Genomic DNA, 11,989 nt, shown 5'->3' with positions numbered 1-11,989 from the left:
AGACACTCATGGGCCAGGCTCATCCACCCCGGGCGAGCCGCCCAGGTTCAGGCTGGCCCGCCAGGTTTGGGCATGGTCAGGGTCGCCATTTGGCCTGGCCAGCACCAGGGAATCCCCGCGGCCATCAGGGCTGATGGGCCAGCCGTTTTCGCTGCTGTATTCAACCGAGATCACCACTTCGCCCCGGCTGTCTGTGAGCGTGATCTTTTCGCCCTTGTTGGAAAGTTGCCCGCCGTATTCGCCGCCAACGGGCACGCCGGGGTAACGTTGGGCAAACGCGGCGCGATCACGCACCAACACCAAAAATTCGCCGGGGGCCAGCGGCCTGGTATGTGGGAAAAAGGTGTACCGGATTCCCGCAAAGGTCATATTCGACAGATTTATGTCGGCATGGCCGGTATTTTTTAGCTCAATGAACTCAAGCTCGTCTGGCCCCGGCGGGTTATACATAATTTCGGTGATCCGTAAGGGCCGGTCCTGGGCCATCACTTTAAACGTAGTCTCATTCAAGGCGCTCCATTGTTCACCAACCAGCACCCTCGCCTTGATATGAGTGGCGCCGGTCAGCACTAGAGGCGACTCGTAAATCAAAGCACCAGGCGCAATCCCGCCCGCGCCCCAGGATCGAGGGTCGGAGCCGTCAACGGTGTAATAAATAGTACATTCCCCCGCCGCCTGCCCCTGACAAATGGGGGGAAGGTTCATAGTCAATTTGAAACCTGCGGGCGCCAGCCCGCCTTGTTGGTTGAAAGCCGGCGGGTCAACCGGAGGATAGTAACCTGCCTCCCGGAGCAAAAAAACCAACCTGGCGGCATTGCCCTCCATCTGGGCCAACACAGCATCCCGCCCCTGACGCCAATCATCCGGCGTAATCGGGTCGTCATACCGGGCATCGCCCCAGCGAGCCGATTCAGCCGGAATGGCTTGTTGAATGTTGTTGTTCAGTTGCAGCCAACGGGCCTGGGCGTTGGCGTCGGTGAGCGCGCCGTCGTTATACAGGTGTTTGTAAACGCGGTCGGCAAATTGTATTTTAAAATCTTCGCTCTCCAGCAGCGCGTCAAAGAAAAACCGGACCAGGTTCTTTTGTTTGACCTGGCCCAAAACAATTTCGGCGCCGTTCACCCAGGCGTGTTCGGCGTCCCAGACAAAAAATCTAATTTGTCCCGCCGGATTTTGCACGCTCGCATACCAGTTATTGCTGGGCCAATCTTTGGTGCCGGCATACCAGTTCAAAATAACGTAGTCAATAAATTGGGGGATGTCGAGGTAGCGGGCCAGCACAGCGTACCGCTCGGCGCCAGCCAGGTTATCAAGACCCCCCAACCCGGCCAGCTCCTGTTCCAACGCCTTGATCCTCCCGTCCGACCCGCTGATCGGGCCGCTGTGATTTCTAACATACCAATCCTCTTTTTGACCGCCAAAATAAGACGACATAAAAGAAGCGTCCGGCCTTTCCACCAGGTTGTACAAGCCCCAATATAAACCATTGAGGTAAAGGTGCACAAAAAGGCCGTGCGAGCCTTCCCCCGACATTTCAATTTGCGAGGCGCGCACCCACTCGTCGCGGGTGTAGGTGGTGAGCCGGTAATCATAACCGCTTTTGGGCCAACCGGCAAAACTGCGGTCGGCCCCGCCGCGCAGGATGAGGGTGTCAAACTTGTTCGCCGGCGAATCCGGAAAAAGCGGGTAAGCCAGCTTGGTTGGCCCGTATTCCCGCTTAAAAAATAGCCGGAAGGAATGTTTGGGCATATTTTCGCGGCGGCTGGCGTGGCCTTGCATGCGCAGGCCCGCGTTAACCTGCCAGGCCGGCCCATCGCCCCGGGGATAAAACAGTTCCACCGAAACCGGCCGCTCCCAGGCCACTCCTTGCGCCCGGGGATTGGCGTAAAGTTCGGCAAAGGCTTGCCGGTTCATCACCAGAGACAACGTGGGAATTGAGGTAAGGCCATCCCGGAGGGTTTCATGATAACGCGGATTGTTGACGATTTCCGGGTCCATTTCGTAATCGGCGCTCACCGGGGAGCCGGGCGCGTATCCTTCGTAATCGTCGCCGTGCGCGCCCCAGGTAGGGGGCAAGCCGGGCGGGTGGGGCGGTTGGGTCAGGATGTCGTTGGCAAAGAGGTAGGTGTGGGTGGCCGGGGACGACGGCAAAAAGCCGGGTTTTAAGGCGATGGCCCGCAGCGGGGTGGTGGCATCAATTAAAATTGGCCCGGTGTAAGTGAGGCCGCGGTGTTCGCCCGGCTCGCTGCCGTCGGTGGTGTAACGGATGGTGGCGGCGGGAGTGGTGGTGCTCAATTCAAGCATAAACGGCGCGTCGTAAAAGCCGCGCGTCTGGCTAAAGTTGACCTCGGCCACCAGGCCGGCCCAAACCGGACCCTGATTATTGGCCCGGCCCGGGGTGGGGTGGGCCAGGTAACTATAACCCGGCTCGGAGCCGTAGCGGCCGTAGGCTATGTTGCTGAATTGCGGCTGCGGCTGTACCTGGTCCACAAATCTACGCTGGAAAATATTGTAAAGCCCCAAAAATTCACCCGACCGGTTGAGTTTGAAGTTAGCGTGTACCGGGCCGTCTGAGGCGGTGGGGCTGCGATTTTTGCCAGAAGCAAAAATCAGCAGGTATTTCCCGCTGCCCAGGGTCATGTCGGGGAAGACCCACTTTTGGGGCTGGTTGGGGTCGTCGGTGAGCGCCCAGCCGCCCAGGTTGACGGTTTCGCTGCTGCGGTTGTAGATTTCAATCCAGTCCACAGGGTCGCCATCCTCATCAACCAGGCCGGCGTCGTTGTCGGCCACAAACTCGCTGATCATCAGGTCGCCGGGGCGGATTTCGGCAGCAGTCAAAAAAACTTGCATCCCGGCCAATAACAGGCCCAGGGCCATGGCTATTTTAAAAAATGTTTGGCGGCGCTGTTTGATGAGCATGGGCATTTGGGCTATACTTTCTGCCGGTCTAAAGAATTGACTTATCGCCTCAGACGTATGATAATCTTTAGCCTGGGAATGGCAAAAATAGGTTACCAAACCGATGAAATTTCAATTGAAACAACTTCTTCAAAATATCGGGGCAAGGCTATTGGGCCTTTTGCTTGGCCTGATGATTGTGGAAATCGGCCTGCACTTGCTTCCGGAAAATGCGCTCAAGGCACTGACCACGCATAACCAGAACCGGCACGAATTATACCAGACCGATCCCGCCATTGGCTGGCAACACAAACCCAATGCAGCCACGCGCTATGTGATTGAGGGCGAGATTGATGTGCCGGTAAAGATCAATTCCCGGGGACTATATGATACCGAACATCCTTATCAAAAGCCGGCCGGAACGTTTCGCATTCTCCTGCTGGGCGATTCCGTGACCGAGTCGTTGGTGACGCCGCTAGACAAGGGGTTTCCTTATCTTTTGGAAGGTTGTTTGAACAACCACTACCGGCAGCCCATCGAGGTGATCAACGGCGGCGTGTCTTATTACGCCAGCACCGAGGAGTTATTTTTTTTACAGCAAGAGGGGCTGCGCTACCGGCCAGACCTGGTTTTAGTGGGCTTCTCTTTAGACGACCTTGATGCTTACGCGGCCCGGCAGTCCAGCGACGGTTGGTTGAACTCGATGGGGGGCTACCTGATTGAGTTGGACGAAAGCGGCCAATTGCAGAAAACCTGGGTGGAATGGAAAAATCCCGGCCCTTATGAGGACATTTCAGCCCTTGAGGGGTTTTTGCGCCGCCGATCGCGCACGTACTACATTTTAGCTCACCCCGATACGCAGTTCAACCATTGGACAGCCAGTCGCCTGGAAAGTTGGCAAGAGAAGTGGCAGGCCCGGTGGCCCTTTGCCTTAATTTGGGGTCCCCCGCCGGAGGAACAAGAGCCACAGGATGACTTTAGGAAAAATTTGGACCTGATGGTTTTTGCCCCGGATTTTCCCTACGGCCCGGAGATACCGGCCCAGTTGGTTGAAGGTTGGGCCATTATCGGCCAAACCCTCTCCCAAATCCAGGCGGTCAGCGCCTCGGCCGATGCTGGCGTGGGCGTATTGATTTTGCCCCAAAGAAAACAGGCCATGGAGCGTTACTACCTGGAGACCTATCAAAAATATGCCGACCGTTACGGCGTTGATATTGCCGGCATTGCCTGGAACTACGCCGCGCCTAACCAGGCTCTCAGCCAACTTTTGGCCGAAAAAAATATCCCCAGCCTGGACCTATTGCCCATTTACAGGCACTACGACGCCGCCCACTCCGCGCCCATCTACTTTGAAAGAGACAACCACATCAACGAACGGGGCCATCAAGTGACGGCGGAGGCTATTTGCCAATGGGTGGTAGAGAACGGCTTTATTTCTGAGCCGCAACAGGCTAAAGATTAAAATCTATCGGCCTATGACTTTTCAGACACCATTTGCGGCACAAAACGCACAAAAAGCAAGGCGGCGGTCAAACGGCCCAGGCCGGAAAATATAAAAGTGGCCTTGTAGCCTCCATACTCGGCGATCACGCCGCCCAGGGCCGCCCCGCCGGCTAGGGCCGTCATCACAATGATTTGATAAAGCGCCGAGTAGCGCTCTCGCTGCCCTTCCGGCATCAGCGTAAGCAAAAAATTGAAAGCGGCCAGGTTATAACCGGCCCACAGGAAACCGGCTAAAAATTCAACCGGCACCAATTGCCACAACGAGCGCACCAACGCCCAACCCCACGGCAATATGGGAATCAGCAGGCCGGTCAAAAGCTGCACCCGGCGCGGACCCCACCGGTCGGCCAACGCCCCAAACAGGCGCTGGCTGGGCAGCGCGGCCAGGCTGCTAACCACGCTTAACGCGCCCACCATACTGGCCTTGGCCTGGAGGCCATCCACCAGGTACACGTTAAAAAACGGCCCGGCGATATTCAGCGAAAAATTCCACAAGGCCGTAGTGGCGCACAAAATCCAGAAACCCGCATCCTGCCGCCAACGCCCAAACAAGCCCAGGATATTTAGCCCGCTTTGAGGAGAGGTCGCCGCCGCCAGCGGGTCGCGGATACGATTAAAACTGTAGGTCGCTCCCGCCCCAATCACAAAAGCTACGGCCAGGGCAAGCTGGTAGCCCTTTAACCCGCCCACAAAGGTAATGAGCAAACCCACCAAAAAGGTGGTGGTCATTCCGGCCAGGCTCATCATGATATTGCGCGAACCAAAATAACGACCGCGCCAGGCCAGGGGCACAATATCGGCCGTGAGCGACATCCAGGCCGGGAACGCCAGGTGATTGGCCGCGTTGCGCACCACAACCAGGCCAATGGCAATCACCACCGCCGTAGGGCCGTTAAAAGCCAAGGGCAAAAGGGCCAGCAACAGCAACATCGCCCGCCCTACCACCCCGCTGCTGAAAACAACCGTTTGTTTGCGATGCCCCCACCGCTCCACCGCCGCCGCCCCAGGTAACAGAAACAGGGCCGCGCTCAGGCTGGACAGCGCGCTCATCAGGCCAATTTGGGCCGGGCTGGCTCCTAACGCCAGCACAAACAACGAGAGGTAAGCCAGGATAACGGCCTCGCTGGCATTGGCAAACACCCCATCAAACCAGAACCAACGCAAGTTTTGCCTGACCGCCGGACGAAGCTGCTCGGTCCAGCGCCCGCCGGCGGTAAAACGCCGGGTCCGCCGCCGCATCAGGTGTAACCTGATACGCAACTTGGCCATCGCGCTCCGGGTAGAATGGGGTTTTTTAGACTTGTTCAAAGTGGGGGGCATTGACCACAAAAATTGTAGCGCGGTGATGATTGGGATCAGGTGGGCTACAGGCCTCTCGCAGCAGGGCAATAATTGGCCGGACCTTTTGCTCTTCTGCGCCAATGAGCAAGGTTACATTGCCCCGCCGCAAAAAACCGCCGGTGCTGGCCACCCGAGTGACCCGATAGTGGTGGGCGATCAACTGGTCAACCACCGGGCCGGCGTCTACATCGCGGACAATAGCAATAATCAGTTTCATAGATAACGAGCCTCATTCGTGAGAGTTTGCTCAGAACTGCTCAAAATGTTCAACATCGAGCACGTAAACGGTTGCGCCGCCCACCTCGGCCTCCAGCATCATGGGCTGGGCTTCCAGCAGGGGGACCTCGCCGTAAGCCATCACAAACCGCTGCTCCGTAGCGCAGTACTCCCGGATGTGGTTGAGCAGGCGCGGCAAGCGAGCCTGGTCAACCCCAATCAGCAACGAGACGGTGGCCTCGTATAACAGGCCGCCGCTGGTGTCTATCTGAGTTACGTAAAACTCGTCGCGGGTCAACCGTTCGGTGAGCGCATGGGCCTGAGAGGCGGAAGCGGTAACAATAACTAATTGATTGACCGTCAGCGTAGCAGAAGATTTAGACACGTTTCCTCCGGCGATATTGTAACACACTTGGCCGGTAGCGCAACAGTTTGCTTTGCCCTTGAGGTTTATTTGCCCGTTATTCGCCTGGCGCAATTTTGGGTTTTTGGGAATGTCCACGACAAATTGTATATCTGGCAAGGGCGTCCGGCCGGACACCCCTACGGGCAGGGCGTCGCCACGCCAAATCCTAAAAAACCGCAATTTTTTTGGGCCAGGTCTTGCAAACGGTCCAGGGGAACGGCGTAGGCCACTCTATTTTTGAAGCCGGTCATGGTCTCGGCCATGGTTATTGAATTCCAAATGGCCTCTTCAGTGGCCTCAGCTACGGCTTCAAAAAAGGGGTCCAGTTTTTGGTGGCGAAGCATTTTAAAATCCACGTAAACCGGCATGTCGTAAGGCAGATCATTGCCGGTGGCAAAGGCAATAAAAATATCGCCGCTGCCGTTGTGCCCAATGCCGCCCACCCTGGCCAGGCCCACGGTGGCCCGTTGAGCCAGCCGCCGGCACTGGTTGGCCACCAAAGGCGCATCGGTGGCGATGACCACAATAATAGACCCTCCCGGCAGCGACGGCGTATCTCCCCAGGGTAAAGCCACTTCGGTTTCGTCAATGAACGTCCCTACCGGCAGGCCATTGAGCCGCAGCATGTGCCGGTCGCCATAATTGGACTGCACCAAAACGCCTACCGTGTACTGTGTGTCGTCAATGGGCACAAGGCGGGAGGACGTGCCAATGCCGCCTTTGAAATCGTGGCAAATCATGCCTGTGCCGCCGCCCACATTGCCCTCGGTCACCGGCCCGCCGGCAGCGCGGTTAATGGCTTCAAATACGTTTGACTTGGTCACGTGAAAGGCGTCAATATCATTAAGCCAGCCGTCAAAAGTTTCGGCCACAACCGGCAACGTAGCCCCTTCAATGTAATGCTCGCGCTCATAGGCAATCAGCATATCCCTCACCAACCCCACCTGGTTGGTGTTGGTGAGGGCAATGGGCGAAGTTAGTAATCCCACTTCGTTCATCCAATGGGCGCCGGTCATTTCTCCGTTGCCGTTGAAGGCATAGTAGGCGGCAAAAGCATTGTTCTCCCAAATTTTGCCCTGGCGCGGCATAATCACGGTGACGCCGGTGCGGGCCACGCGGGGCATATTGTAGATTAATGTGCTGTGGCCCACCCATACGCCGGGGACATCGGTGATGGCATTGTGAGGGCCGGGGGGAAGTCTGCCAATGGTGATACCTAAATCTCGTAAACGCATTCGTTCCATGATAAATAACCTCTTGATTTTAAGGCCCACTATACTACAGGAGGCAGATTCTGGTCAAACATTGAACTGATTCTGATTTGGAGACAGAGGAAATCTGAGTAGAATTTGGAGAGTCCAGCTAAACTGTGGCTAAACTGAAGCGTTGTTTTGAGACAATGCCAACGGAGGCAAAAATGCAAACAAGTCAGACCTTTGCCCAAAAACTACAAAATTACGCGGATTTAATTGTTAAGGTGGGCCTGGGCTTGCAAGCCGGGCAGCGTTTACTGGTGCGGGCGCCGGTTGAGGCCGCGCCCCTGGTGCGATTGATTGCCGCCAGCGCCTATCAGGCCGGGGCCAGGCTGGTTGACGTAATGTGGTCCGACGACGCCCTCACCCTGGCCCGCTTTAAGTACGCGCCGCGCGACTCCTTTGCCGAATATCCCGCCTGGCGCACCGAAGCGATGACCGGATTCGCCGAACAGGGCGACGCCGCCCTCTCGATTCACGTGGTTGACCCGGATCTGCTCAAGGATCAGGACCCGGAGTTGGTTTCTCTGGCCCAACGGGTCCACGATGAACACCTGCTGCCCTTTCGCCGCAGATTGATGGCCGACGAAAGCAACTGGTGCCTGGTGTCTATGCCTATTCCGGCCTGGGCCGCCAAAATCTTTCCCCACGACCCGCCGGACAAACAACTGGCCCAACTCTGGGACGTCATTTTTAAAGTGTGCCGCCTTGACCGGCTCGACCCCCTGGCCGCCTGGCAGGAACACCTGGCTATTTTGCAAAAAACAGCGGACTACCTGAATACCAAACAATATGCCGTCCTCAAATACACGGCCCCCGGCACAAATTTCACCGTGGGTCTCCCCCAAAACCACATTTGGAAAAGTGGGCAAAGCCAAAGCCAAAACGGTATTTCTTTTGTGTGCAACCTGCCCACCGAAGAAGTTTTTACCATGCCCCACAAAGACACCGCCAACGGCGTGGTGGCCAGCACCAAACCCTTAAACTACAACGGCGTATTGATTGAGGATTTCAGCCTGACCTTTGCCCACGGGCGGGTGGTGGGGGCCGCCGCGAAAAAAGGCGAAACCGCCCTCAAAAAAATGATCAACAGCGACGAGGGCGCGGCCAAGTTGGGCGAAGTGGCCCTGGCCCCGCAAAGTTCGCCCGTGGCCCAGGCCGGGATTCTTTTTTACCACACCCTGTACGATGAAAACGCAGCCAACCATCTGGCCCTGGGGCGGGCTTATCGCTTCTGCCTGCAACACGGCCCCACAATGTCGGACGAGCAGTTTGCTGCCGCCGGCGGCAATAACAGCCTGATCCATACCGACTTTATGATCGGCTCGGCTGAAATGGACGTTGACGGCCTGACCCGCGACGGCGCTGTTGAGCCGGTGATGCGCCGGGGCGAGTGGGCCTTTTAGCCGGAAATCAAAATTATTCAAGGAGAACAAACCATGACCATTCCCGCCACCTGGGACTTAGAATCCATTTTTGCCGGGGGCAGCCAATCCCCCACCCTGGCCGAATTTTTGGAGGCCTTGACCCGCGATTTGTCTGATTTTGACGGTTCAAATCTACCCACGCCCTTGACCAAAGCCGGGCAGCCCCGCTGGGTCGAAAAAATTGAAACGCTCTACCAGTTAGGCGCTCGCCTGCACCAGGCCGCCTCTTTTATTGAATGTCTCATTTCGCAGGATGTTAAGGACGACAAAGCCATTCAGGAAATGGCCCGCGTAGACCGGTTGAGCGCGAGTTTGGGCAATCATTGGACCCAACTGAGCGCGCGCTTTGCCCAAGAGGATGACGCTGCCTGGCAGGATTTATTGGCGGCCACTTCTCTCCGGGCGGTGGCCTTTCACCTCAACGAGCAACGCGACCTGGCCCGCCAGAAAATGTCTCCTGCTCTGGAAAGCCTGGCCAACGACCTGGCTACCAACGGCTACCACGCCTGGGACCGGCTCTACGGCATTGTCAGCGGCGACGAAGAAGTGGAGTTCCAGGGCCGGCCCCTCTCTTTGGGCCAACTGCAAAACAAGTACGAAGACGACCCCGACCGCGAAACCCGCCGCCAGGCCTTTACCGTATATGAATCCACCTGGCGCAAGGTCTCCAAAATCTGCGCCCAGGCCCTTAACAATCAGGCCGGGTTTCGGTTGTCGCTCTACAAACACCGCGGCTGGGACTCGGTACTCAAAGAACCCCTGCTCGACAACCGTTTCACCCTGGCCACGCTGGAGGCCATGTGGCATGTAATTGAAACCAAAAACAGCAAACTGCTTGACTACTTTGCCGCCAAAGCCAAAATTTTGGGCCTGGAGCGCTTAAGCTGGTACGACGTTTACGCCCCGGTTGGCAAAACCACCCAAACCTTCACCTACCCCGAAGCCGCCGATTTTGTAGTGGACAACATCCGCCCCTTCAACCCCCACATCGCCGACTATTGCCGCATGGCCATTGACCAGCGCTGGATCGAGGCTGAAAACCGTCCCGGCAAACGAGCCGGCGCCTTTTGCACCGGCTTTCCCCTGATCAGCCAATCCCGCGTTTTTATGACCTTCAACGGCAGCTTCAACGGCATCCGCACCCTGGCCCACGAGTTGGGCCACGGCTATCATAGTTGGGTTATGCGCGACCTGCCCTACGGCGCGCGCCGCTACACCATGAGCGTGGCCGAAACCGCCAGCACCTTCAACGAGTCGGTGATCAACGACGCCAGCCTCAAGGCGGCGACCAATGACCAAGAACGTTTGAGCCTGCTGGCGGCCAAACTCAACGACGCCGCCGGCTTTCTGATGAACATTCGCGCCCGCTTTATTTTTGAAACCGCCTTTTTTGAGCAGCGCGCCCAAAAAGCCCTCAGCGTAGACGAACTGTCCGCCCTGATGCTCTCGGCGCAAAAGACCGCCTTCAAAGACGGCCTGGCCGATTATCACCCCCTCTTCTGGGCCTCAAAATTGCACTTTTACTTTACCGATGCGCCCTTCTACAATTTCCCCTACACCTTTGGTTATCTCTTCAGCAACGGCGTTTACGCCCAGGCCCTGGCCGAAGGGCCAAGTTTCAAGGATCGTTACATCGCCCTGCTGCGCGATACCGGCTCGATGACCACAGAGCAATTGGCCCAAACCCATCTTGGGGTTGACCTGACCCAGCCGGAATTTTGGGAAACTGCCGTTGATCGCGTTTTAGCCGACGTGGCTGAGTTTGTATCTCTGGTGGGCTGACCGGACATTTAAGCAAATGGAGACCCAATGACCCAACAATTTCTCAAAGAGCTTGAAGAACGATTTTTGCGCTACGTGCAAATTGACACCCAAAGCCGGGAAGATTCCCCCAAAACCCCCAGCACCGCCAAACAATTTGATTTGTTGCGGTTGCTGGCCGGCGAATTACAAACGCTGGGGGCAAAAGACGTGACGTTGACCGGCCCCGGCTACGTCTTGGCCACCCTTCCGGCCACCGTCTCCACCAACAATCTGCCTACCGTCGCTTTTTTGGCCCACGTGGATACCACCCCGGCCTTTAGCGGAACGGGCGTCCGGCCCATCATTCAGCGCCGGTACAGCGGCACGCCGATTACTTTTCCCGATAATCCTGACCTGGTTTTAGATGAAAAAGATTTTGCCTATCTGCAACACAAATACGGCGACGACATCATCACCGCCGGCGGCAACACCCTGCTGGGAGCCGACGACAAAGCCGGGGTCGCCATTATTATGACCATGGCTGCCCACCTGCTGGCCAACCCCGAGATTCCACACGGTGAAATTCGGCTCTGCTTTAACCCGGATGAGGAAGTAGGGCGCGGGGTAGCCAATTTAGAATTAGAGGAACTGGCAGCCAACGTAGCTTACACCCTGGACGGGGCCGAACTGGGCGAAGTGTGTTATGAAACCTTCTCCGCCGATAAAGCCACCATCACCGTCACCGGCGTTTCCATCCATCCCGGCGAGGCCAAAGGCAAAATGGTCAACGCCCTGCACCTGGCCGCCAAAATTGCCGACGCCCTGCCCCAGGACCATTGCTCGCCGGAAACCACCGCCGAACGGGAAGGTTTTATTCACCTGTACGAAATGCGCGGCGCCACGGCCCAGGCCAAGCTGCACCTTATTTTACGTGATTTTGAACTGGACGGCCTGGCCGCGCGCGGCGAGCTGGTGCAATCAATCTGTAAGAATGTGCAGGCCGGCGAGCCTCGCGCCAAAATTGAATGCGTGATCACGCCCCAATACCGCAACATGCGCTACTGGCTGGAAAAAGACAAACGCCCGGTAGACCTGGCCGCCGAAGCCATTGAACAGATGGGGCTGGAGCCGGTTTTTCGCCCCATTCGCGGCGGCACCGACGGCTCCAAACTCACCGAGCGGGGCCTGCCCTGCCCCAACCT

General features: G+C 57.0%; 9 protein-coding genes. 4 read left to right on the top strand and 5 right to left on the bottom strand.

Annotated features, from left to right (window positions below):
* Nucleotides 1-6: 6 nt before the first annotated feature.
* Nucleotides 7-2,925: a lamin tail domain-containing protein gene (locus tag JW953_22615; protein ID MBN1995498.1), complete on the bottom strand. Its 2,919-nt coding sequence runs from the start codon at nt 2,923-2,925 to the stop codon at nt 7-9.
* A gap of 109 nt (nt 2,926-3,034) precedes the next feature.
* On the opposite strand from JW953_22615, the gene JW953_22610 reads away from it, so the two are divergent.
* Nucleotides 3,035-4,360 carry an SGNH/GDSL hydrolase family protein gene (locus JW953_22610; protein MBN1995497.1) on the top strand — a complete coding sequence of 442 codons (1,326 nt, stop codon included), beginning with the start codon at nt 3,035-3,037 and terminating at the stop codon, nt 4,358-4,360.
* Between the two features lie 11 nt (nt 4,361-4,371).
* Here JW953_22610 and JW953_22605 read toward each other — a convergent pair whose 3' ends face one another.
* The 4 genes from JW953_22605 to JW953_22590 form a co-directional block, all read right to left on the bottom strand.
* Nucleotides 4,372-5,670 carry an MFS transporter gene (locus JW953_22605; protein MBN1995496.1) on the bottom strand — a complete coding sequence of 433 codons (1,299 nt, stop codon included), beginning with the start codon at nt 5,668-5,670 and terminating at the stop codon, nt 4,372-4,374.
* A gap of 25 nt (nt 5,671-5,695) precedes the next feature.
* A complete protein-coding gene (locus tag JW953_22600; protein ID MBN1995495.1) occupies nt 5,696-5,959 on the bottom strand; it encodes a cyclic-di-AMP receptor in 264 nt (87 codons plus the stop codon).
* A gap of 30 nt (nt 5,960-5,989) precedes the next feature.
* Entirely contained in the window at nt 5,990-6,343 is a 354-nt protein-coding gene (locus JW953_22595; GenBank protein MBN1995494.1) for a cyclic-di-AMP receptor, read from the bottom strand.
* 158 nt (nt 6,344-6,501) lie between these two features.
* Nucleotides 6,502-7,608, bottom strand: a complete 1,107-nt coding sequence (locus tag JW953_22590) for a P1 family peptidase (protein ID MBN1995493.1) — start codon at nt 7,606-7,608, stop codon at nt 6,502-6,504.
* Nucleotides 7,609-7,781: 173 nt separating this feature from the next.
* Here JW953_22590 and JW953_22585 point away from each other — a divergent pair, with 173 nt between their 5' ends.
* From JW953_22585 to pepT, 3 genes are all read left to right on the top strand, one after another.
* A complete protein-coding gene (locus JW953_22585; protein ID MBN1995492.1) occupies nt 7,782-9,023 on the top strand; it encodes an aminopeptidase in 1,242 nt (413 codons plus the stop codon).
* A 33-nt stretch (nt 9,024-9,056) separates the two neighbouring features.
* Nucleotides 9,057-10,826, top strand: coding sequence for a M3 family oligoendopeptidase (locus tag JW953_22580; GenBank protein MBN1995491.1), 1,770 nt, complete (start codon nt 9,057-9,059; stop codon nt 10,824-10,826).
* A 27-nt stretch (nt 10,827-10,853) separates the two neighbouring features.
* Nucleotides 10,854-11,989 (top strand): peptidase T (gene pepT, locus JW953_22575; GenBank protein MBN1995490.1); only part of this gene is annotated, 1,136 nt, incomplete at its 3' end.

This window comes from Anaerolineae bacterium (assembly GCA_016931895.1).
Classification (GTDB): Bacteria; Chloroflexota; Anaerolineae; order 4572-78; family J111; genus JAFGNV01.
This window is presented reverse-complemented; position numbering and strand designations above follow the sequence as displayed.

What these genes read in the sequence shown, in the direction of transcription:
- JW953_22615 (MBN1995498.1), bottom strand. Translation starts at nt 2,925, where the DNA reads ATGCCCATGCTCATCAAACAGCGCCGCCAAACATTTTTTAAAATAGCC.
- JW953_22605 (MBN1995496.1), bottom strand. Translation starts at nt 5,670, where the DNA reads ATGGCCAAGTTGCGTATCAGGTTACACCTGATGCGGCGGCGGACCCGG.
- JW953_22600 (MBN1995495.1), bottom strand. Translation starts at nt 5,959, where the DNA reads ATGAAACTGATTATTGCTATTGTCCGCGATGTAGACGCCGGCCCGGTG.
- JW953_22590 (MBN1995493.1), bottom strand. Translation starts at nt 7,608, where the DNA reads ATGGAACGAATGCGTTTACGAGATTTAGGTATCACCATTGGCAGACTT.
- JW953_22585 (MBN1995492.1), top strand. Translation starts at nt 7,782, where the DNA reads ATGCAAACAAGTCAGACCTTTGCCCAAAAACTACAAAATTACGCGGAT.
- JW953_22580 (MBN1995491.1), top strand. Translation starts at nt 9,057, where the DNA reads ATGACCATTCCCGCCACCTGGGACTTAGAATCCATTTTTGCCGGGGGC.